The organism is Pseudomonas sp. GW460-LB5, assembly GCF_059423245.1.
In genome coordinates this window covers 31,083-52,880 of the sequence record NZ_JBWKXT010000046.1, presented here as the reverse complement: position 1 = coordinate 52,880, position 21,798 = coordinate 31,083, and the positions used below count along the sequence as shown (strand labels likewise).

The 21,798-nt window shown below is 61.5% G+C and carries 18 protein-coding genes; 3 read left to right on the top strand and 15 right to left on the bottom strand.

Annotation, left to right across the window (positions count from 1 at the left end; all coding sequences use genetic code 11):
- Positions 1-166 precede the first annotated feature (166 nt).
- From AC07XM_RS23340 to AC07XM_RS23290, 11 genes are all read right to left on the bottom strand, one after another.
- Positions 167-1,588 carry an undecaprenyl-phosphate glucose phosphotransferase gene (locus tag AC07XM_RS23340; RefSeq protein ID WP_016487248.1) on the bottom strand — a complete coding sequence of 474 codons (1,422 nt, stop codon included), beginning with the start codon at positions 1,586-1,588 and terminating at the stop codon, positions 167-169.
- A gap of 156 nt (positions 1,589-1,744) precedes the next feature.
- Positions 1,745-2,503, bottom strand: coding sequence for a WecB/TagA/CpsF family glycosyltransferase (locus AC07XM_RS23335; RefSeq protein ID WP_095115345.1), 759 nt, complete (start codon positions 2,501-2,503; stop codon positions 1,745-1,747).
- Complete coding sequence (locus AC07XM_RS23330) at positions 2,503-3,690, bottom strand: glycosyltransferase family 2 protein (RefSeq protein ID WP_016487250.1); 1,188 nt, start codon at positions 3,688-3,690, stop codon at positions 2,503-2,505. Before AC07XM_RS23330 ends, AC07XM_RS23335 begins: the two co-directional genes overlap by 1 nt.
- The gene (locus AC07XM_RS23325) at positions 3,687-4,889 is read right to left on the bottom strand and encodes a glycosyltransferase (protein WP_016487251.1); all 1,203 of its coding nucleotides are present in this window, start codon (positions 4,887-4,889) and stop codon (positions 3,687-3,689) included. Before AC07XM_RS23325 ends, AC07XM_RS23330 begins: the two co-directional genes overlap by 4 nt.
- Positions 4,890-4,938: 49 nt before the next feature.
- Positions 4,939-5,943: a VirK/YbjX family protein gene (locus tag AC07XM_RS23320; protein ID WP_031312020.1), complete on the bottom strand. Its 1,005-nt coding sequence runs from the start codon at positions 5,941-5,943 to the stop codon at positions 4,939-4,941.
- Between the two features lie 9 nt (positions 5,944-5,952).
- Complete coding sequence (locus tag AC07XM_RS23315; RefSeq protein ID WP_016487253.1) at positions 5,953-6,930, bottom strand: glycosyltransferase family 2 protein; 978 nt, start codon at positions 6,928-6,930, stop codon at positions 5,953-5,955.
- 5 nt (positions 6,931-6,935) lie between these two features.
- Positions 6,936-7,460 (bottom strand): serine O-acetyltransferase, encoded by a 525-nt coding sequence (locus AC07XM_RS23310; protein WP_023048151.1) that lies wholly within the window; start codon positions 7,458-7,460, stop codon positions 6,936-6,938.
- An 8-nt stretch (positions 7,461-7,468) separates the two neighbouring features.
- The gene (locus AC07XM_RS23305; protein WP_016487255.1) at positions 7,469-8,425 is read right to left on the bottom strand and encodes a glycosyltransferase family 2 protein; all 957 of its coding nucleotides are present in this window, start codon (positions 8,423-8,425) and stop codon (positions 7,469-7,471) included.
- A complete protein-coding gene (locus AC07XM_RS23300) occupies positions 8,418-9,035 on the bottom strand; it encodes an acyltransferase (RefSeq protein WP_016487256.1) in 618 nt (205 codons plus the stop codon). Before AC07XM_RS23300 ends, AC07XM_RS23305 begins: the two co-directional genes overlap by 8 nt.
- 104 nt (positions 9,036-9,139) lie before the next feature.
- Complete coding sequence (locus AC07XM_RS23295) at positions 9,140-10,606, bottom strand: GMC oxidoreductase (protein WP_096426106.1); 1,467 nt, start codon at positions 10,604-10,606, stop codon at positions 9,140-9,142.
- Between the two features lie 236 nt (positions 10,607-10,842).
- The gene (locus tag AC07XM_RS23290; RefSeq protein WP_016487258.1) at positions 10,843-12,219 is read right to left on the bottom strand and encodes an oligosaccharide flippase family protein; all 1,377 of its coding nucleotides are present in this window, start codon (positions 12,217-12,219) and stop codon (positions 10,843-10,845) included.
- Positions 12,220-12,314: 95 nt separating this feature from the next.
- On the opposite strand from AC07XM_RS23290, the gene AC07XM_RS23285 reads away from it, so the two are divergent.
- From AC07XM_RS23285 to galE, 3 genes are all read left to right on the top strand, one after another.
- Entirely contained in the window at positions 12,315-13,841 is a 1,527-nt protein-coding gene (locus tag AC07XM_RS23285; RefSeq protein ID WP_016487259.1) for an O-antigen ligase family protein, read from the top strand.
- Positions 13,842-13,846: 5 nt separating this feature from the next.
- Positions 13,847-16,447: a glycoside hydrolase 5 family protein gene (locus AC07XM_RS23280; RefSeq protein WP_102688838.1), complete on the top strand. Its 2,601-nt coding sequence runs from the start codon at positions 13,847-13,849 to the stop codon at positions 16,445-16,447.
- A 105-nt stretch (positions 16,448-16,552) separates the two neighbouring features.
- The gene (galE, locus tag AC07XM_RS23275) at positions 16,553-17,527 is read left to right on the top strand and encodes a UDP-glucose 4-epimerase GalE (protein ID WP_016487261.1); all 975 of its coding nucleotides are present in this window, start codon (positions 16,553-16,555) and stop codon (positions 17,525-17,527) included.
- A 39-nt stretch (positions 17,528-17,566) separates the two neighbouring features.
- Here galE and AC07XM_RS23270 read toward each other — a convergent pair whose 3' ends face one another.
- Genes AC07XM_RS23270 through AC07XM_RS23255 form a run of 4 tightly spaced genes read right to left on the bottom strand, consistent with a single transcriptional unit; the run spans position 17,567 to position 21,664 of the window.
- Complete coding sequence (locus tag AC07XM_RS23270) at positions 17,567-18,373, bottom strand: CpsD/CapB family tyrosine-protein kinase (protein WP_016487262.1); 807 nt, start codon at positions 18,371-18,373, stop codon at positions 17,567-17,569.
- Positions 18,374-18,384: 11 nt separating this feature from the next.
- A complete protein-coding gene (locus tag AC07XM_RS23265) occupies positions 18,385-19,947 on the bottom strand; it encodes a GumC family protein (protein WP_016487263.1) in 1,563 nt (520 codons plus the stop codon).
- 19 nt (positions 19,948-19,966) lie between these two features.
- Complete coding sequence (locus AC07XM_RS23260; protein WP_016487264.1) at positions 19,967-21,082, bottom strand: hypothetical protein; 1,116 nt, start codon at positions 21,080-21,082, stop codon at positions 19,967-19,969.
- Between the two features lie 24 nt (positions 21,083-21,106).
- Complete coding sequence (locus tag AC07XM_RS23255) at positions 21,107-21,664, bottom strand: polysaccharide biosynthesis/export family protein (RefSeq protein ID WP_016487265.1); 558 nt, start codon at positions 21,662-21,664, stop codon at positions 21,107-21,109.
- Between the last annotated feature and the right edge of the window lie 134 nt (positions 21,665-21,798).

Sequence of the window (21,798 nt, the reverse complement as noted above, 5' to 3'; positions counted from 1 at the left end):
GCTATCAGCTTGCCATTCACCGCTCTCACTTCAGATTCTATTCCTTCTCCAAGACACAAGCGGGCTTGCCCCGCGAACACCGGCCAAGCCGGTGCCATGCACCGCGTGCCTGCTATTGGCGGGACAAGCCCGCGCCCACAACACTGCTGCCGGGATTGCACTTTAATTAATATGCCTGCTTACCGGTAAACGCATTCAACGTGCGTACCAGAATCACAAAATCCAGCCACAGCGACCAGTTGTTGATGTACTCGATGTCCGAGTCCACCCGCTGGATCATCTGCTCAATGTCCTTGGTCTCCCCCCTGAAACCGCGCACTTGCGCCAGGCCGGTCATGCCCGGCTTGATGTTGTGGCGGGCAAAGTAATCGACGATGTCCTGGGAATACAACGTGTCGTGTTGCAACGCATGTGGCCGTGGCCCAACCAGCGACATTTCCCCGGTCAGCACGTTGAACAACTGTGGCAGTTCATCAAGGCTGGTACGGCGGATGAAGGCGCCAATTTTAGTCAGCCGCGGGTCATTCTTCTGCGCCTGTTTAACCACGCCATTGTCCGGCTGGTGAACGTGCATGCTTCTGAACTTCCAGATACGGAACGACTCGCCCGTCCAGCCCGTGCGCTCCTGGCGGAAGAACACCGGCCCGCGACTGGTGAGTTTGATGGCCAGCGCAACGCCCAGCAATACAGGCGATGCACACAACAGTATCAATGCCGCCAACACGCGGTCCTCGATATTTTTCAGGAACAGGCTCATGCCCGTCAACGGCGTTTCAGAAAGGGTCAGCACAGGAATGCCGGCAATTTCCCGCACGCTGTGATTGATAAGGCGCAACGAAAAGATATCCGGCACCCAGTTCACAGCGATGCATTTGTCGAGCAACTTGAAGTACACATCGTTGATGACCTCTGAGCCCCCCAGCGGGGTCACCAGGTAGACGGTGCGAATGCCATGTCGGGCAACGATTTCATCCAGCTCTGCAATGTGCCCAAGCACGGGCAGGCGTTGCTTGCCCTCGGCACTTTCCTGCCCCTGTTCGCCGGCTTTGTCAGTCAGCACACACCCCAGCACCCGTTCGCCAAACCAGGGGTTGTTGCTGATCTTCTGGTAAAGAAAATTGGCCAGATCGCCGTTGCCGATAATCAGGGCGTTGTCCAGGCGCGCATGCGCGGTAAAGCGTTTTTGCAGTTCACGAACCGCAAAATGCAAGAACAACTGGGCAATATAACCAATGATAAACAACTGCACGACCAACAACCGGGAGTAGGTTTCACTCTGTTTGGTCAAAAACGCCATGACCACAAGAAAACAGAACGTCGCCGACCACGCCTTGAACAGGCGGAACGCCTTGATCGAAAGGCCAACGTTGGTACGGTAGATTGCATAATGGTCGTAGATGACCGCCAGTGCGCCAATCAGCAACAGCAGCATGATTACATAATCGGAGGTAATGTAACCAAACTGGTCGTAGATGAGGTACCAGGCAATACCGGTGACTGCAATACCATCAAGCCCCGCCTGAATGGCGTTACTGACGCTGCTTCTTCTCTGGAGTAAGGAACGACTGCTTCTGGGTTCGAAAACCATTTCAGACCTCATCTATTTGAGCGTAGCAAGTGCCGTCCATCAAACATCAAGCCTTGAAAACAGCTTATTCAACGCCAGTGAAGCAGGATCGTGCAGCCCCCAAGCCACTGATCTCACTGTAGCAGCCACCCGCCATCAGCGCGGATTTTGGCCGATTCATAGGGTTCCACTGGCCGAATCGGCTGTCTTGCGGCACAGCAGGGTGCGCAGCAAGAACAATGGGTTACCCACCACATAACGCATGAACAGGCGCTTCGGCTCGCGTAACAGCCGGTAGGCCCACTCGCCCCCCAAATGCCGCAGCCACTGCGGTGCCCGGCTGACCTTGCCACCCAGGAAATCCAGAATCGCCCCGCCGCACACAATCAGGCATGGCCCGCCGACAGCTGCCAACCTGGCCGCCACCGCTTCCTGTTTGGGCATGCCCATCCCCAGCACGATCAGCTCCGGTTGGCGTTCACGGGCCAGTTGCAGGTAGGTGTCGATGCTGGCAAAGCCATCGTGGACCGATACCGGCACCACGCCAAACAAAGCTTCGCTGCGTTGCACAGCCTGGTTCAGGTACGGTTGCTGCGTGCCCCAGAATGCTACCCGTCGTCCGCGGTATGCCTCCATGAGGCTGGGAATGAAGTCGGTGCCATTCATGTTGAGCCCAGGCTCCAGGCCCAACCGGCGATAAAGGATCGCCATGCCAGAGCCGTCGCGCAACAGCACATCGGCCGCCGACAACGCCTGGCAATACGCGCCGTCGCGCACCACCAGGTTCATTGCGTGGGCATTGACGAAGCCCAGTACGGTTGCAGAGTCCGGGGTGGCAAGCCTGTCGAGCAGGCGTTGCGCTGCGGCGCTGTCAGGCACCACCTCCAGCGTGTCGATAATACCCCGCCAGCGTTTCTGCCATTGCCACTGAGCCATCAGTCATCATCCCGTTTGGAGCGCACCCATTCGACCTGGCGCTTGATCAGGAACCCCAGGTACAGGGGGATTTTCCTTGCGGCGTAAAAAGGCGCGTACAGCAGCACGGAAAACGGGATCAGCTCACGGCAGAAGCGTGCCCACGCCAGCACAACGGCAAGGCCGAGCATGACCAGCGCAGCCAGTGCGATCCACGCAGGCGCCGCATGGCCTGACAGCAGGTAGGCCAGCCAGGTCACCAGGTTGAGCCCCAGCAACGCCAGCACCAGTAGCGCCAGCGGTGGCACCAGCAGGTCCAGGGTCATGGCCAGCAGGCTACCGTTGCGCTGGCGGATGGCGGCCAGCGCACGCTTGGGCGCATCCGCCAGCATCAAGCCCAGGTGGCCATGCTCCCAGCGGGTGCGCTGGCTGTTCATGCCTTGCTGGCTTGCAGGGAACTGGCTGGTGACCAACGCCTCGGGGCAGAACACCGGCGGCTTGCCCTGCTGGCACAGGTCCAGGCCCAGCTTTACATCCTCCACCAAGTGCCCATTGGCCAGGTTGATGAGGGCCAGGTCGTGCCAACCGAATGCCATGCCTGCCCCCATCAATTGGCACGGTAGCCCCAGCCGGGCCCAGCCACGCGGCCGTACCAGGTTCTTGACACGCCAGGCAAACTCGGCCACCTGTACCTTCAGCCCGCTACCGGCGGGTGCGCGCATCAGGTAAAGCGCCTGCACCGGGCGTTGGGCCTGGTGATAACGACGCGCCAGGCAGTCAATCGCCCCCTCGCCTACCTGGCAGTCGGCGTCCACCACAATTACCACCTCGGGCGGCTGTTCGGCCAGGTGGCGTACGCCGAAGTCCAGCGCGTAGCCTTTGCCACGTAGCAACGTATCAAAGCGCTCCACCACCTCGGCGCCGGCCTCACGGGCCAGCCGCGCCGTGTCGTCCGTGCAGTTGTCGGCCACCACCAGCAAGCGGTCGCCTGGCAGCAACTGCGGGGTTACGCTCGCCAGCGTTGCACGAATGATCGCAGCCTCATCATGGGCCGGTACCAACACTGCCACCCGCGGACGCACGCTGACGCCCAAGGGCCGCGTGCGCGGCGGCAGGCAAGCCAGCAGCATCTGCAAGAAAAACACAGACACAGGCACAAAGGCGATCACCGCCAGCAGGCCCAGTAACCAACTCAATACACTCATCATGCGGATGCCTTGAAATAGCCGGCCAGCTTGGCCGCCTCGGTGTCGATATCATGCCGTTGCAGCACGCGCTGGTAAGCCGCCTCGCCCATGCGCTGCAGCGCTTCGGCGGGTTGCGCAAGGCACTCGGCCATGGCCTGGGCCAGTTCCTCCACGGCGCCAGCGGGGAACAGCCAGCCGTTTTCGCCGGGGCGCACCAGCTCCGGGATACCCGCCACATAGGTGGTCAATACGGGTCGGCGCAAGGCCATGGCCTCCATGATCACCACCGGCAGGCCCTCGGCGAAGCTGGGCAATACCAGCGCACGTGCGGCAAGGATTTCCTCGCGCACCTGTGCGCTGCTGATCCAGCCGGTGATGCGCACGTGCTGCTGCAAGCCATGACGGGTAATCAGAGCCTCGATTTGCTCGCGCATCTCGCCGTCACCCGCCAGGACCAGTTCGAAGGCAATCGACTGCTGCGCAAGCTGACGCGCCGCCTCAAGCAGCAACAGCTGGCCTTTCTGTTCACAGAGCCGGCCGACGCACACCAGCTGCGGCACCGCCGGCACGTTGACCGGCGCCACCTCATGGAAACCTCGCTCCAGGCCACAATGCACCACTTTCACTTTGGCCCAGTGCTCGTGCGCCACCCAGCGAAACAGCTGGCTGCGCCCGTAGGAACTTACCGCTGCCACAAAAGCAGCACGCCGCACCTTCTCGCCCATGTGCAAGAACTGCGGCTTGTCGAACTCCTCCGGCCCGTGCACGGTAAAGCTGTAGGCGGGACCGCCCAGCAGGTGGGCCAGCATGACCACCTCGGTAGAGTTGGTGCCAAAATGGGCATGCACGTGCCTGGCCTCATCGGCCTGCAGCCACTGCAACAGCTGGCAGGCCTCAGCCAGGTACACCAGGTGGTACGGCCACGGGCGGTCAGCACGCCGGCCAAGGCGCATGGCCAGCCTCAAGGCCTGGAAAAAGCGCCGCGGTTGCGCGCGCAGCACCTGCAACGCAGGCGTCAGCAACCCTTTTATGCCGCCTTGCAACACATAACGGGTCCTGGCCCGCTCGGCCGTGTCCTCGGCATCCTGCAATTCGGCATCCCACCCCCGCAAGGCAAAGCGTTGTACCTCTACGCCCTGGCGCTCCAGCGCCAGTATCTCGCGGCGGATGAAACTGTGGCTGACCTTCGGGTACTGATTGATGAAGTAAGCGATGCGCATACGAATCCAGATCCAAACCCGCTTGATGACCTACCTTCCCTGCCAACCCTCACTTCAGGCTGTCGACTACGGGCGGTTTGTCCACTGCCGATGCACTCACAGCAAATGCATCCCCCTGTTTTCCTTGTAGTCCAAGGTTGTGACTGCTGCTCGGCAATGCTGCCTGCAAGCGTGAGAAAACATCGTCGAGCATCGCCTGACGGCGGCGGTACATCGCCCGCTTCTTTGCTGGAATGTCGCTTTCTGCCCGCTGCGCCGGGGCCAGCGGTACGGTGAAGAAGTCCGCCTGGTTCGAGGCGCTGGCGCCGTGTTCCTGCCAGATGACGTCATAGTTGGCCGCAAGGTCCTGGCCTTTGTCGCTGCCAAAATAAGCGTGCCGGTGGTGCCGGCAGGCATCGCTGACGGCATACAGGTGCGCGACACCCAACGCCCGGGCCAGGCACTTCAGCGCTTCGAGCACCAGGCTGCGCGGGCGCAGGCCCTCGAAGTCCTTGGTCAGGTCACGATAGATGGTCAGCGAGGTTTCACTGTCGATGCCCTTGTGGATGCCCTGCACGGCCCCGATGAACAGGTACAGCTCACCGTGGCTGCGGCTCAGGGTGAACGCCAGTGAAGCCACCCGCAGGTCGCCCTGAAACAGGTTCAGCACCAACTCGCCTTCTCGCTTGAACCAGATCGGCCGGTCCAGCACCAGGCTGCAGCCTGGCGAATGGCTGGACAGCTCGCACAGCGTCAGGCTTTCGTCCCGCCCCAGCAGTAACAGCGTCGGAAACTGACCGGCCATTACTTCAAAGTGCGAAGCGATCACCGCCAGGCGCTGCGGGGCTTCCCAGGATTTGCTGAGGTAAGGCCACTGCACCACACCGATGCAGTCCACGCCCAAGCGCTGTACACCTTGCTCACCCAACGCCGCCGTCATGCGCTGCATGAAGCCATGCAGCTCAGGCCATTGCCTGGCAATCTGCAGCATCAACTTGTACTTGTTGTTCAACGCCCGCAACGAGTAGCCCGGTTGCAAGGTAAACACGCTTTTCACGAGGGTGCCGAGCATCATGGTCATCTCTCACTTGTACTCGATCAAAGCCGATTTGCCGGCCGCGAAGCGGTGGCGCAAGAACTTCACCTGTCCGAGCATTTCCGGGAACTTGCCCAGCACCAGGAACACTGCCTGGAGCCAGTTTTCGCGCGCCGACTTACTACCACGGCGCGCCAGGCGCACGGCCTGCAGCGGGTAGATCAACAGCAAAAGCAGGCCCCAGCCACCCAGCAGCAGGCAGGCCAGCACGATTACCAAGGGTACGCCCAGGCCCCATAACCAGGCCCGCCGCGACTCGCGCAACCAGTGTTGCTCGGGCGGCTGACCATGCAGGTAGGCCCCTTCGGCATAGGCATGGCCAGCACGCAGGCTGCGCCGCCACCACTGGCTGAAACGGGTCATGGCGGCGTCGTGCAAGGTCATCTCGGCGGCCAGGCGCCAGACTTTCCAGCCCTTGGCCCGCAAACGCACGCACAGCTCAGGCTCCTCACCGGCGATCAGCTCGGCGCGAAAGCCCCCGACAGCAGCAAACGCGTCTGCCCGCATCAGCGCATCACCACCGCACGCCTTGGCCTCACCGATGGGGGTGTCCCACTCGAGGTCGCACAGCAGGTTGTACACCGAGCGTTCCGGGAAGCGCTCCCGCCGGCGACCGCACACCACCGCCACCTCGGGATGCTGGTCGAGAAACAGCTGCGCCGTGGCCAGCCAGTGGGCATCCACCTCGCAATCGCCATCAACAAACTGCACCAGTTGCATCGACGGCAGCAGCCGCTGCAAGGCGCTGAAACCTTCATTGCGCGCGCGGGCGGCGGTGAACGGGATGGCCATGTCCAGCGCCAATACCTCCACACCCAGGCTGCGGGCCAGCTGCAGCGAACTGTCGGTGGAGCCCGAGTCGACATACATGACCTTCCCAGCACCGTTTACCAGCGAGCGCAGGCAGCGCTCCAGGCGCGGGCCCTCGTTGCGGCCGATGACCACCACACCGATTGCAGCCGCCATGGGCGTCACTCGACGGGCGCCGTGGCAACTGGCTGCCTGGCCTTGATGGTGGCCGGCACCCCTACCGCCAGGCAATTGTCCGGCACATCGGCCAGCACCACGGCATTGGCGCCAATGATCACGTTGTTGCCAATACGAATGCTGCCCAGCACCTTGGCCCCGGTACCAATATCGACGTTGTTGCCAAACACCGGGGCAATCGGTTCATCGACATTCTTCAAGCCCACTACCACGCCGTTGCGGATACGGCAGTCATCGCCAAACCGGGCATAACCACTGATGACGATGCCGCCAAAATGGTCGATGACGAAGTTGCGGCCAATCACCACTTCGCAGGGCAGTTCGATACCGGTGATGATCTGCACGAACTTGAACAGCACCTTGTAGATCAGCGAGAAGAGTTTGCGCAGCAGTGCCGGGCGCACGGTGTAGCGCCAGCGGCCGAAGCGATACACCAGCAGTACCCAGAAGCCCTGCGCCCCCCAATCCCCGCCATGGGCGCGCAGGTCGGCACGAATATTCTCGAACATGGCTTTACCTACCTTGTCGGTTGGCTGGCGTACCGGGTCTTGAACAACAGTGACCAGGTCGCCCGGCAATGACGCCAGCAGGCCTGAATCGCGCCCCAGCCGCGTCGCTTCAACAGCGCCTTGAGTGCCAGCACCAGGTCACCCAGGGTGACCAGCGCCATGTGCAGGGCAAGGCCCGCCACCCCGTGATGCTTGCGGAAATACAACAGCTCGCTTTCGATCTGGTAGGACGAGATCTGCCGGCTGGCCGCCTCCAGCTCTGCCACCGACTTGGAGCTTTCGCCCCCGATGTGCACCACGGTGGTATGCGGGTAGAACACGACTTTCCAGCCGGCTGCCTTCACCCGCTTGCAGTGGTCCACCTCTTCGTAATAAAGAAAATAACGCGGGTCGAACAGGCCCACCTTGTCCAGCACTTCGCGGCGCACCAGATAGAAGCAACCCGGTAACCAGTCACACTCGCGCACCGAGGCGTGGTCCCAGGTCATTTCATCGACCATCTTCAGCCCCGGGAAGAACCGCCCCAGCCCGGTACGCCCGACAAACACGTTGAGCGGCGTAGGGAAGTAGCGGCAGCTGGGCTGCAGATCGCCGTCACGGCCTTCCAGGCGCACCCCTAGCACGCCGCACTCCGGGTGGGCGTCCATGTAGTCGAGGGTTTTTTGCAGGGAGTCGGCGGCAACGAAGGCATCGGTATTGAGCAGCAAGGCGTACTTGCCCTTCAGGTGCGCCAGCAACTGGTTATTGGCCCGGCCGAAGCCCACGTTCTGCTTGTTGCTCAGCAGCAGTGCCTCGGGGCACACCTGGGCCATGCGCTGCACCGAGTCATCGCGCGATGCGTTGTCTACTACCAGGTAACTGGCCAGCCGCTCGCTGTCGGCCCGGCGCAGCGCATCGAACATCGGCTGCAGCAGCCCGGCGGTATTGAAGTTGACCACCATGACATCCACTGGTTTGCTAGCCATTGTTGCCGTCCCCAAAGAAGTATTGCCGCCTTTGCGCCATCAACAGCGGTTCAACTTCCGGGTCGTAAGCGCCGTTGCGCTGTTTTACCAGTTCGATCCACGGGTAGCTTTCGCAACGCGCCTCGACCCGTTTGATCAGCTGCTCGGTGGTGCAGATGAACTGGGCCGGGTTGCCACCAAATACGGTGCCTGGCGGCACGTCCTTGGTCACCACCGCGCCGGCAGCCACGATCGATTCCGGGCCGATGGTCACGCGGGGCATGATGATCGCACCATGGCCGATGAAACAGTTGTCCTTGATATCAATGAAACCGACCGAATCCAGGTGCTTGCCAAAGCGATGTTCGATCAGTAAAACCACCCCGTCATGACCGATCAACGTACAGTCGGACAGGCCAACGCTGTTACCGATACGTACCAGCGAAGGGTCAAGGAATTTACAGCCTGTATTGACGAAGAAATTGCTGCCAACTGAGTGAAAGTTACCCCATCGGGCGAGATAGGCCCCCCATTCAAGACCAGAAGGGTTGCAGAACCTCCTGTAGAACTTGCCCCCGCGCCCGGTTGCATGGGCGTAGTGCGCCACTGCCTTGCGTATCCATCCCTTCATACTGCCTGGCCTCGCGATCTGAACAATCTGGAGTGTCCTGAGGCGTTCCGGTCTCGTTCTTCTAGGTGCTGACCGCAGCGCACTCAACCCGTGTACAACCTGCTTCACGCAGCGGCGCCGCTGGCCGCTCTCATCTTGGTATCGAGGTGGTCGGCCAGCCGCACGGCAAACTGCAACAGGGGCATGGTCGGGTTTGAGGCGCCACCTTTGGCAAAGATACTGCTGCCGGCGACATAAAGATTCTCGGTACCGAACACCTTGCAATTGGCATCCACAACGCCGAACTGCGGCGAGGCAGCCATGCGTGTGGTGCCCATGTGGTGGGCGTGCGGTGCCATCTTCAGTGGTATCGAAGTGTCGTAGACAAAGTCGTTAAGCTTGACGAAGCCCAGGTCCATGTCGGCGAACTGCTTGGCCAGTTCGCTGCCAATGCACTTGATGGTGTGTCGGTCATCGGCGCTCAGCGCCCAGTTGACATTGACCTTGGCCACCCCCAGTGCGTCCTGCTCGTCAAGCAGCGAGATGCGACTGTGCAGGTTGGGGAACTGCTCGATCATGGTGCTGATCACGCCGTCGCCGGGGCAGCTGAACTTGGCGACGAAGGCGATCTTGCCGGCAACCCCCATGTCACAGGCCAGGTTCTCCAGAAAATGCTTGACCTCGGCAGTGCGGCCATACGTCTGCACATCGGCCAGCAACGCGGCAGTGACATTGCCTTTACCGGCCTTGTACTCGTCGACAAAGGCATCGGTGGTGTAGTACTGGCGCGGCTCCGGGTCCTGCCCGGACTTCAGGATGAACGTGCCCAGGTCGATGTTGAGGTGCTCCATGAAACACCCGCCAACCAGCCCTTCCTTGTTCACCACGCCTGCCGCCACCAGCGTGTGGCTGTTGAGCAACTGCCGGGCATTTTCGATGGCACCGGTGGCCAGAATGAAGTTTCTGGCCACCAGGCGCTGACGATTGCGCTCGTAGTCGGATAGCACCACCGCAGTCAGATGGCCAGAGCCTTTGTCGAATTCCAGGTCTACGCAGTTGCAGTTGATGAAAACGTCCAGGCCTTTGGTCTGCTCCAGTGCCGTGGCGTACTTTTGCGCAAAGCGTGTGGGCGTGCTGAGCAGAAAGCGGTCCGCCTCGAAGTCACCGCCATCCAGGCCGGTGTTCATCGCACGAAAATCCGCGCCGGGTGGCAGGTCGACGATGTCCATGGCTGCCGGCAGGTAGCCCTCGATCTCCGAATAAGGAATAGGCCAACCCGGCAAGTCACCTGGCGGGCCGACGGTAAAGTCCGACGGGGTGAATGGCCGGCAACGGCCAGCCCAGTGGTTGGAGGTGCCCCCCAGATAACGCAGGCGGGTCTCCTCGGCATACAACTCCAGGCCCGTGGACGCGCACGCGTACAACCCTTGCGAGTGCGGCGCATACTCGCGCCCCCCGCCTTCGGCGAGCAATACGTTCCAGCCGGCGGCGGCCAGGCGCAAGCCCAACGTGATACCCGCCGGGCCGGCACCGATGATGCAAAAATCGTAGTCGTCGCGCAGCGCCTTCTGCTGCTGAAAGTCCTTGATCATGCTGGCTCGTTCCGGAAATAACGGGAAGGCAATACCCAACCGTTGATCACCACGAACCCAGGCTGCTCGACAGGTTTGCCTGCAACGGACGCCGAGACGCCAAACACCGCGCCACCCACACCGAGCAAGACACAACTCTGGAGAAAGCCTCTACGGCCCAACTGCGCAGTACAAAAAGTGAGCTTCCCCATGATCCCGTGACCTGTACCCATGAAAGTTCCACCCAGCACGCTGCTTCAAAGCCAGTTGAAAAAGGCCGTCAACAACGCTCCGCACAGCGCCCCGACCAGCAGCATCGGCAGCACCACCAGCTCACGCTTGAGGCTGAACATACCCAGTTTGCAGTTCACATACACGACCAGCACCAGTGTCGGCACGGCATGCAGGGCAACCCCCCAGATCGCCCACTCCACACCACCAATCGCCAGCAATAGCGGTAGCAGCCCCCACAGCGAGACCAGGCGGATGATGTTGTCCATGGCCTGATACTTGGTCAGGCCAAGGGCAATCCACACCTGATGAGCCAATGTATAGCGCATTACGATGAACGACAGCGAAAGAATTGCCAGCATAGGGCCAGCTTCACGGTAGCGATCGTCGTACATCCAGCCAATCAGCAGCGGGCTGGCGGTCAGGAAACCACCACAGATGAACAGCACCAGCAGGTCGACCAGCAGGCGAAAGCGGTGATAAAGCGCTGTCAGGCGTTCCTTGTCGTCGGCCCGGGCTGCTTCACTGAAAGCGGGCAGCGCCACCGCCCCGACAATTTTCATCAGCGCGGTCTGCACCGCGCCAAGGATCAGCACGGCAATCGAATACACCCCCAGTTGCGCCGCCGACATGCTGGCGCCAAACCAGATGCGGTCGCCGTACATGGCCAGCACGCCGACCATCGACGACAACAGGATCCAGCGGCCAAACACGATCAACTCAGTCAGCGCCGTACGGTCCCAGCGCAGGTGATTGTTCGGCCCCTCCAGGGCGGTATGCCCCAGCACGGTCCAGGCTACGGCCGACACCAGGCCGGAGATCACCAGGGCCCAGATCGAATGGGTCAGCAAGCCCAGCACCAGCATCACCACCAGGCCGGCCACCTGCGAGGCCAGGTCGACCAGCACCACGCGCTTCTGTTGGAAAGTTCTTACAGCCACATCTATCTTGGTGGACTGGAAACCCCAGATGGCCGCCGACAGCCCGGTTACCGCCAGCACCATCGGCAGTACCGGGGCGGCGTAGGTAGAGTCCGCCGGCCACAGTTCCGCCAGTTGGGCCAACCAGGCGCCCAGGGCCAGCAGCAGGGTCAGGGCAAACAACAGGAAGCCGCGAATGATCTGCACGGTCCAGGCGGTGTTGAGAAAGTCCGGATCGTCACCACGGTGACTCTGGATGATGTTCTGGCGCAGGCCGACATCGGAAAGCAGATGCAGGAGTACCGAAACGGTGGTGGCGATGACCATCACCCCGAACATTTCCGGCAGCAGCAAGCGGGCCATGATCAGATTGCCGCCCAGGCGCATCACCTGAGAAGCCACCTGCGAGACCAGGTTCCACGACCCGGCCCTCAGGGCCCGGTTGCGCAGGCTCGCAGCGGCTGACACATCAATCGACGGCATGACTTCAATCTCTGACTGATTGGCTAAAAGTCACTATAGTTTCAATTAGCCACGATGCTAGCCGTTGCCCACCAAGGGAAAGGTGTACATAGCCGATGCCTGAACATTTTCGTGCGTTGATCGTCATCCTGTTTTTGGCGAGCGTGGTCTTCCTGATGGCGCGGCGGCCTGCCACCGACCTCATTGCGCTCAGCGATTACAAGCGCAGGCGCAATCTTTGGTTTGTGCTGACGGTGCTGGCCTTTGTCTCGCACAGCTTCTGGCTGTATCTGGGGGCGGGCGCGGTCATCCTGTTGCTCGCCGGGCGCCGTGAGCACAACCCCATGGCGCTGTTCTACATGCTGCTGTTCCTGATTCCGCCGGCATCGGTGCAGGTGCCCGGGTTCGGCGTGGTCAACTATCTGGTCGACCTGAACCATATCCGCCTGCTCACCCTCTGCGTGCTGCTGCCGGCCGCGCTGCAACTGCGGCGGCAAGCTGACACGTTGCGGTTCGGCCGCACCTGGGCCGACAGGCTGCTGGCCGCCGGCCTGGTGTTGATGAGCGTGCTGTACCTTCGCGAAACCACCCTCACCGACACCCTGCGCCAGGCGCTGTACCTGTACGTCGACGTATTCCTGCCGTATTACGTGGCCAGCCGTGGGCTGCGCCAGATCAGCGACTTCAAGGACACCCTGTTGGCCTTCGTGCTAACCGCTTTCGTCATGGCGCTGATCGCCGTGGCCGAATATGTGCGCCACTGGCTGCTGTACAGCGCCCTGATCGACGCCATGGGCGTGCCATGGAGCATGTCCGGTTACCTCAGCCGCGGCGGCGCGCTGCGGGCCAGCGTCACCACCGGCCAGGCGATTGCCCTGGGTTATGTGATGAGCGTGGCCATCGGCCTGTTCCTGTTCGTGCAGGGTTATGTGCAACGCCCGCTGCACAAGGCCATGGGCGCCCTGCTGCTGGCCGCCGGGCTGTTCGCGCCGTTGTCACGTGGGCCGTGGATCGGGGTCGTGGTCATCGTGGTGGTGTTCATTGCCATGGGCAAAGGCGCGGTCAGGCGCCTGGCGCTGCTCGGCGCGGCTGGCATGCTGGCGCTGCCCTTGCTGACCGTCGTGCCGGGCGGCGACAAGGTGCTGGACCTGCTGCCTTACATCGGCAACATCGAAAAAGAGAACATCACTTACCGCGAGCGGCTGATGGACAACTCCTGGATCGTCATCCAGCGCAACCCGCTGTTCGGCTCGTTCGACTTCCGCAACACCCCGGAAATGCAGTCGATGATCCAGGGCGAAGGCATCATCGACATCGTCAACACCTACATCAACCTGGCGCTGCGGGTCGGGCTGGTCGGGCTCGGTCTGTTCGTCGCCTTCTTTGCCGTGGTGTTGAGGGGCATCCGCAGGGCCATGCTCAGTTTTCCCGACAAGGATGACGAACGACGACAGCTGGGGCGGGTGCTGCTGGCAACGCTGATCGGCATTCTGGTGATCATCTTCACCGTCAGCAGCATCACCTTCATCCCGGTGGTGTACTGGTCAATCGCAGGGCTGGGCGTGGCCTACATCCAGATGGTCCGCCGGCTGAACAGCAGCCCGGTCATGGAACTGGCCGAACCCGACCTACAACCCAGGTAATGTCAATGAACGTGCTCACCCTGCGTCATTTCGTGCGCCTTACGGCCATTTCCGGCCTGGCCCTGCTGCCGTTGACCGGCTGGGGGTCAGACTGGCAGGTCAGTGTCGATGAGCAAAATGGCTTGCCTACCGTGACACGCGGCGGCGGCCCGGTGATGAAAGCCAAGTTCGACTTCTGGGCGGCCAACTGGAGCTGGACCGGCTTTTACACCGACTTCAAGGTCAATGGCCCCTACCAGTACACACTGTTGGGCAAGAACAAGGAGCTGGACTTTGACCTGAAGGCGGATATCCGCAAGGAACAGGCACAAACCCTGAGCTGGGCATTCGACCTCAACGCCCACAGCCGCCAGGCCGGGGTGATGGGCGGCGGCATGGTGTTCCAGTTCGACCCGGCGCAGATTGCGGGCGACATGGGCGCCCCGCAACTGCTGCCCGACAACCGCGGCTGGTCGTGGGGCAAGGCCGACCAGGGCCGGCGTGTCGAGATGCGCTTCGATCCGCCACTGGCCAAGGTCTATTTCGAGCGCGGCAACCCGTCCGAGCTGCGTGCGTTTCTCTACAAAGACCCGATAAGCGCCGGCCGCCAGCAGCTCAAGGCGGTGCTCAACGTTACCGGCGACATCGAACTGGGTCCTACGCCCACCGAGCGTTTCGGCCTGGCCGACCCCGCCACCTGGCCCGATGACCAGCTGGACTGGCGCACCTCGCCAGTGGACCTGTCGTTCCTCAATGCGGCAGAAAAGCCCGCCGGCAAGCGCGGCTTCGTCAAGGCAGTCGGCGAACAGTTGATGTTTGAAGACAACACCCCGGTGCGCTTCTGGGGTACCAACCTGTCTGCCTACTCGCTGTTCAAGAGCCCCGACGACGAAATTCGCCAACAGGCCAAGCGCCTGTCGGCATTGGGCTTCAACCTGGTGCGCCTGCACCACCACGATTCGCCGTGGGTGAGCCCGAACGTGTTTGGCGACGGCACCCTGGTGCGCGATACCCAGCAACTTAGCGCCGAGTCGCTGCGCAAGCTCGACCTGTGGATCAAGGCACTCAAGGACGAAGGCATCTACATCTGGCTGGACATGCACGTGCAACGTGCGTTTACCGCCAACGACAACATTGATGACTTCGGTGAGCTGCCCGAGAAGGAAGGTCGCGTCGACCTGAAGGGTTACGCCTACGTGAACGACAGTATCCAGAAAGCGATGAAGCGGTTTGCCGAGCAGTACCTGACCCATGTGAATGAATACACCGGCCTGGCTTACAAAGACGACCCCGCCATCGCCGCCGTGCTGATCACCAACGAAAACGATCTCACCCAGCACTACGGTAACGCACTGATGCCGAACAAGGATGTACCGCGCCACAGCGAACGCTACATGGCCGCAGCCAAAGCGTTCGCCAGGCAGCATGACCTTCCCGCCGACCTTACCTGGCGCGCCTGGGAGCACGGCCCGTCGAAGCTGTTCCTGAACGACCTGGAGCAGCGCTTCAACGCCGACATGATCGCCCACCTGCGCGGCCTGGGCGTGAAAGTGCCGATCGCCACCACCAGCACCTGGGGCGGCAATGGCCTGAGTGCACTGCCGGCGCTGACCGCAGGCGATGTCGTCGATGCCCACAGCTACGGCGCCATTGGCCAGCTGGAGAAGAACCCGTTGACCAGCGACGGCATGATCGACTGGATCGCCGCCGCCCAGGTGGTCGGCAAACCGCTAACCGTCACCGAGTGGAACGCCGAACCGTTCCCGCTGCCCGACCGCCATTCTTTGCCGCTGTATGTAGCCGGCACCGCCAGCCATCAAGGCTGGGACGCCATGATGCAGTACGCGTACAGCCAGCAAGGGTTCAACCCGGGCTGGCGCACGGCGGACAACTGGCACGCGTACAACGACCCGGCGATGATCGCCACCCTGCCCGCTGCCGCCCTGCTCTACCGCCGTGCGGACGTCAAGCCGGCAACTACCCGCTACGTATTCGCACCAACGCCCGCCACCCTCTACAACCAGGAGATCACCCCGCGCAGTTCGGTACTGTTGCGCACAGCCATGGAAAAGGGCCAACTGCAGATTGCCCTGCCGCCAACACCAGAACTGCCGTGGCTGAAACCTGCCGCCATCACCTCTGGCGCGCAAGTGCTTCAGGACCCGGGGCAATCGCTACTGGCCGCCGATGCCACTGAATCGGTCACCGACACCGGCGAGCTCAAGCGCAACTGGCAACAAGGCATCTACACCATCGATACGCCACTGACCCAGGCCGCCACCGGCTGGCTGGGTGGCCGCTCGATCAGCCTGGGGGCCGTTCAGCTACAGACAAAAACGCCTTACGCCAGCGTCGCGGTACAGAGCCTGGACGGCAAGCCCTTGGGCCAGTCGCGTGAGCTGCTGCTGTCACTGGGGACACGTGCCATGCCCAAGGCCGATGACAAGACGCCGTTCAACGTCGAACCGCTTGAAGGCAGCGTGATCATCAAGGCACCTGCCGGCCTCAAACTGTTCGCCCGCGATGCACAGGCGCAGCTGAAGACACTGCCGGTGGCGTACAAGGATGGGCATTACAGCATTACCTTCGACAGCAACTACATGTCCAACTGGCTGTTCTTGAAATAGGGCATAGGGCCATCTACGCTCAGGTCACCTGTAGCTGATCATCCCACCTGCACGTTTCAGGGACGGTTCACTGCGTCTGTAAACAGCAGATTCCAGGAGGTGCGGATGAAATTTCTGGTAGTGGGTGGCGCGGGCTACATTGGCTCGCACATGGTCAAGCACCTGCTCGGTGCCGGCCATGAGGTAGTGGTGGCGGACCTGGTTTGGCCTGGCCCCGGCATCCAGTGGGCCAAGCTCGATATCGCCGACGAAGCGGCCCTGGACGTGCTGTTCGGCGTTTGTCATTTCGACGCCGTGTTCCACTTCGCCTCGTTCATCCAGGTGGGCGAGTCGGTCAGCGCACCCGGCAAGTACTACCAGAACAACGTTGCAGCCACCCTGGCCTTGCTGCAGGCCATGGTGAATGCGGGTATCAGGCATCTGGTGTTTTCTTCCAGTGCCGCCGTTTACGGCAACCCGCAGTACGTGCCGATTGATGAAGCGCACGTCAAAGGGCCGATCAACCCCTACGGGCTGAGCAAATGGATGGTCGAGCAGATTCTCGAGGACTTCGACCGGGCGTATGGCTTGAAGTCGGTATGCCTGCGTTACTTCAATGCCGCCGGTGCCGACCCGGATGGCCAGCTGGGTGAACGCCACGAGCCGGAAACCCACCTGATCCCGCTGATCCTGCAGGCCGCCTCTGGCCGGCGTGAGGCGGTAACGGTATTTGGCCGGGATTACGATACCCCGGATGGCACCTGTATCCGCGACTACGTGCATGTGGCCGATCTGGCATCGGCGCATGCGTTGGCGGTGGACTATTTACTGGCGGGTGGCGAGCGCACTGCTTTCAACCTGGGCAATGGCCTGGGCTTTTCGGTGCAGCAGGTGATCGATACAGCCCGGGCGGTGACCGGGCGGCACATCAATGCCCTTGACGCGCCGCGCCGTGCCGGCGACCCGCCACGGCTGGTGGCGGATGCAAGCAAGGCGCTGCAAGTGCTGGGCTGGCGGCCGGAGTTTGCTTCGCTGGAGCAGATTGTGCGGCATGCGTGGCAGTGGGAGTTGCAGTATCCCTGGAGCCTGCATCAGGGCTGAGATCTCTGGGGCTGCAAAGCAGCCCCAAAATTTCGAACCTTAATAATAGGTTCGCGGCTGCTCGTCAGCCTTGTTCAGTACCGTCCCGATCAGGTTCACCGTGGCCAGGTGATGCAGGCAGTCCTCGATTTCCTTCTTGTTGTTCATCCCGTTGGCCACCACCAGCAGCACACAATCAAACTTGGGTATCACGGTGATCGCATCGTCAGAGCTGAGCAACGGCGGCAAATCGAAAATGCAGATGCGCGACTCGTAGCGGTTGCGCAAATCGCTGATCAGGTTGTTCACCTTGGGCGACGACAGCATCTCGGTCGACATCGGCACCGGCACCCGCGTCGGCAGCACCACGAAGCGTGGCAAAGTCGGGTTGACCAGGCACTCCTGCAGCTCGGCCTTGTCCGTCAGGAACTCGTTCAGCGCCTGCTCCATGGGCAGGCCCAGACAGCTGCCGACCTTGGGCCGGCGCAGGTCGAAATCCACCAGCAAGGCAGTTTTGGTGGTGTGGTGAGCGATACTCATGGCCAGGTTGATCGCCAGCACGGTCTTGCCGGCCTCAGGCGTTGGCGAGGTGATGGCCAGGGTCCGCCAGCCATTCTCCTCCATGGCCCTGAGCACCTGCGTGCGCAGCAGGTCGATGGGCCCGTTCATGTTGGAGTTCTTGTTGTACGCCACGATGCGGTGGCGCTCAAGGTGGTCAGCCCGCAGCGGCACGACTTTGGTATTCACATAGTCGAACTGCCCAGGCACCTCCGCCAATGCCGTGCCGGGGGGAGGTGATAAAGCCTGAGGGGTACCCGGGGTAACCTGGTGAATATTGTTGCCAACAGCCGGCTTGGTCCTGTCCATCACTGCTTTCCCTATGCAAACCGAGATATGACCTTGAACAACAGCACATCCAGTGGCATGTAGAAGACGTGCACCAGCACTACCATGATAGCTACCAACGCCAGTGCCGCCAGGATCAGCCAGTTCCGCCAGCGTTTGCGCCTGGCCACGTCCGCTCTGGTATCGATGTAGGGCACTGCCACCAGCACCCGTTTGCCCAGCAGGTTTTCCAACGCACCGACGCCGCGCACGCGCTGGTTGAGCATTTCCAGCAGCATCACCAAGGCACCACCGCCTGCCGGTGCCAGCACCAGGCCCAGCGCCGCGATCTTCTTGCGGTTAGGCTTGATCGGTTTTTCAGGCATCAGCGGTGGCTCCAGCAGTACAAAGCGCTCGGCCTTGTTCTCCTGCTCCAGGCTTTCGGTAATTTTAGCGCCCATTTCCTTGGCGCGGATTTCTTCGTATTTCTTGCGCGCGTTATCGTGGTCACGCATCAACGTCACCAAGCCACGCTCGACTTGCGGCGCCTCGAGGATCTCGGCCTCGTAGCCTTCCATCTTTCGGGTCAGCTCGCGCTTCTGATCGGCCAGCGAGCTGATACGTTCCTGGGCCGCGCTCATCTTGGCCCGGACGCGCGCCACGTCGAGGCTGACCGTGGACGTCGTGGCCGTACGCCCACCACTGGCTTCCAACGCCTGGATCTTGCGCTTGATCGCCACCACATCCGGGTGGGCATCCTTGTAGCGGGTCAGCAACCGGGCGTACTCGGCTTTAAGGCTCGGCAGGTCCTGAGCCTGGTCAGCACTGGCTGGCTTGCTGCCCTCGGTAACCTTGGTAGCAAGGCCAGCATTGGCCGCAGACAGTTCCAGCTCCAGGTAGCGCAGTTCTTCCTGGGCAGCCTTGTAGTCACGGTCAACTTCGCGGAACTCCAGCTCCGAACGCGAGAGCATGTTCATGCGCAGGGTCTGGTGCTCTGGCAAGGCATTGGCGTGGGCCTGCTTGAAGTCGGCCAGCTGGTTTTCCAGGCTGGCCAGTTCCGCGCCCAGCTTGTTGGCTTCCTGGGTAAGAAACTCGGTGGTTTCGTTGGCCCGCTCGGTGCGCTGCTTGAGGTTTTCGTTGAGGAACAGCGTGACCAGTTCGTCGGCCACTTCCTTGGCGACTTGCGCCTGCTTGTGTTCGAAGGACACATTGAACGCAACCGTCGCCTCGCCCCGCCCGCGCACGAACGTGGTGAGGGTTTCGACCACGATGGCATTGCGCATCTGGTCGATCTTGTCGGACTCGCTCAAGCGCTTGTCGGCGAACAGGTTGTACTTGTCGATGATGCGCAGCAGGTTCTCGCGCGTCATCACCCGCTGGCGAATCACCTCGATGCGCTCATCGGCAAAGCTGGTGGTGTTGGTCGATACCAGCTCAGGGGAAATCTGTTGCGATTCCACGAGAATGGTGCCGGTCGACTGGTAAATCGGCGGCACCATCAACGCGACAGCCACGGTCGCGGCAAGTATGACTACGGCACTCACCCCTAACACCAGGGCCCTGTCCTTGATAATGGCGATGTAATCTCTGATGGAGAGTTCGTAGTCAGACTTCATTGGGCCACCTGCCTGAAGTTCAGATGTCGGGGTACCTGTACGTCAACGTCAAACCAACGATCGTCGCGGTTGCATCGGGCGCTCGGTCCTGTTGCCGTTCCTTGTACATGAGCGACAGGCGCAAGTCCCAGTACGGTGAAAACTGGCGGCTGGCCCAAACGCTGTAAGTCTGCAGTGTGTTAGGGCTCTGCCCTTTGCTGTCTTGCCAGGCCGCGTCAGCGCCCACCCGCGCCAGTTCGGTAACGGCATAACTCCACACGCCACGCACCTGGTCCAGCTCGGCGAAACCGCCTTCGGCACTGGCCACCGTGCTGCGCTCGGCGGTCAGGCTGGCGTCGGCGCGCGTGCCGGTGTACAGCAATGCCACCCCACCCTCCCCGCGTCGGCCGCCGCCGTCGCCAGACACCTGGTTGACGCCAATGTGGGCATCGGCACTCAGGCCTTCGGCAAGCTGGTACTTGATACCGACTGCCGGGGTGTAGCTGTTGGAGGCGGTCGCGGTAAGGTCCTGCTCGGGCTCATAGCGGCGGGCACCGAAACGGGAATACACATCGGCCCGTTCGCTCCAGGCGTAGGTCCAGGTGAATACGTTTGCCAGTTCGTCGTAGCCCGTCAGCGAGCTGATGTCATAACGGGCACGGTTGTACGTGGTTTCGTTGCTCAGGGTGCTACGCTCGGTCACCGCCTGGCTCCAGTTGCCGGTCAGGGTGTAGAGCTTTTGCGTACCGTCAGTGGTGATGACCCCGGTATCCAGCACCGTCCCCGACAGCGTCGAGCTTTCGTTGTAACGTGCCACCAGCCCGAAACGCCCACGCTCGGTGGTGCGCTGCCAGCCCAGGCTGATATCGGGGTCCTCACGGTCATCTACCACATCCGTGTCGGACGAGCGCAACACATGCATGCCCAGCCCCAACCTCAGTTCATCCTGATCGAAGGTACCGATCAGGGTGTAATCCGGCGCGATGATCGTGCGCGTTACACCCTTTTCCCCCGATGTCAGCAACAAAGGGTTGCTGTCATATTCAACGGATGTCGGTACCACCACCGTAGACTGCCAATTTGCCGCCAGTACCACGTCCGTAAACGGCAAGACAATGATTGCCGTTGCAATGCTTGTTGTTCTGAGAAGAGGCATTAAGTGTTCTTATTAAAGGCAAGATCAAGGAACGACCAGCGTGTCGCCAGCCTGAAGTTGGATGTTGGTGGACATGTCCCGCCCAGACACCAGGTCCTTATATCGCACGGGCAGGATCTTTTGGGAAGCGCCAGTACCGCGGACCACCTTGATATCGCTTTCGTCAGCAAACTTGTCCAGCCCGCCCGACATGCTCAGCGCCTGAAGCACTGCGGTAGGGCCCGCCATTTGCACGGGGCCCGGCTTGATCACTTTGCCTTGTACATAGACCAGGTTGCCGGCGATGCTCTTGACGACAACGCTGACGTTTGGGTCGGGGAGGAATTTGTCGAGTTTGGCAGCCACTTGCTTTTCAACTGCCGTTACATCCAGGCCGGCAACATTGATGCGCCCGGCCAAGGGGAAGGTGATGCTGCCATCGGGGAGTACGGTGGCTTCTTGACGCAGGCTGTCTTCCTGCCACACCGAAACCATTACCACATCACCAGGGCTGAGCAGGTAAGCCGTACCACTCTGATCGGCGTTGCCAGCACTGGACCACACGGCCAGCACGCAGAATGCGGCAATCAATGAACGCATCATGAGGGTCCCTCCGGCCAAATGGCCCGAAAAAGAGCACTGAATGAGAACAGCACACCAACTCTCGCTCCGCTTCGCGGCTTGAACCCACCGCGATGGCCTCGACCTTCCTGGAAGGCCCCAACCTTGACGCCGTA

Coding starts and splice junctions, on each gene's coding strand:
- AC07XM_RS23285 (WP_016487259.1), top strand. CDS start 12,315: ATGCCTGAACATTTTCGTGCGTTGATCGTCATCCTGTTTTTGGCGAGC.
- AC07XM_RS23280 (WP_102688838.1), top strand. CDS start 13,847: ATGAACGTGCTCACCCTGCGTCATTTCGTGCGCCTTACGGCCATTTCC.
- AC07XM_RS23270 (WP_016487262.1), bottom strand. CDS start 18,373: ATGGACAGGACCAAGCCGGCTGTTGGCAACAATATTCACCAGGTTACC.
- AC07XM_RS23255 (WP_016487265.1), bottom strand. CDS start 21,664: ATGATGCGTTCATTGATTGCCGCATTCTGCGTGCTGGCCGTGTGGTCC.
- AC07XM_RS23260 (WP_016487264.1), bottom strand. CDS start 21,082: ATGCCTCTTCTCAGAACAACAAGCATTGCAACGGCAATCATTGTCTTG.
- galE (WP_016487261.1), top strand. CDS start 16,553: ATGAAATTTCTGGTAGTGGGTGGCGCGGGCTACATTGGCTCGCACATG.
- AC07XM_RS23315 (WP_016487253.1), bottom strand. CDS start 6,930: ATGGCGGCTGCAATCGGTGTGGTGGTCATCGGCCGCAACGAGGGCCCG.
- AC07XM_RS23305 (WP_016487255.1), bottom strand. CDS start 8,425: ATGGCTAGCAAACCAGTGGATGTCATGGTGGTCAACTTCAATACCGCC.
- AC07XM_RS23295 (WP_096426106.1), bottom strand. CDS start 10,606: ATGATCAAGGACTTTCAGCAGCAGAAGGCGCTGCGCGACGACTACGAT.
- AC07XM_RS23340 (WP_016487248.1), bottom strand. CDS start 1,588: ATGGTTTTCGAACCCAGAAGCAGTCGTTCCTTACTCCAGAGAAGAAGC.
- AC07XM_RS23310 (WP_023048151.1), bottom strand. CDS start 7,460: ATGTTCGAGAATATTCGTGCCGACCTGCGCGCCCATGGCGGGGATTGG.
- AC07XM_RS23335 (WP_095115345.1), bottom strand. CDS start 2,503: ATGGCTCAGTGGCAATGGCAGAAACGCTGGCGGGGTATTATCGACACG.
- AC07XM_RS23290 (WP_016487258.1), bottom strand. CDS start 12,219: ATGCCGTCGATTGATGTGTCAGCCGCTGCGAGCCTGCGCAACCGGGCC.
- AC07XM_RS23330 (WP_016487250.1), bottom strand. CDS start 3,690: ATGATGAGTGTATTGAGTTGGTTACTGGGCCTGCTGGCGGTGATCGCC.
- AC07XM_RS23265 (WP_016487263.1), bottom strand. CDS start 19,947: ATGAAGTCTGACTACGAACTCTCCATCAGAGATTACATCGCCATTATC.
- AC07XM_RS23300 (WP_016487256.1), bottom strand. CDS start 9,035: ATGAAGGGATGGATACGCAAGGCAGTGGCGCACTACGCCCATGCAACC.
- AC07XM_RS23325 (WP_016487251.1), bottom strand. CDS start 4,889: ATGCGCATCGCTTACTTCATCAATCAGTACCCGAAGGTCAGCCACAGT.
- AC07XM_RS23320 (WP_031312020.1), bottom strand. CDS start 5,943: ATGATGCTCGGCACCCTCGTGAAAAGCGTGTTTACCTTGCAACCGGGC.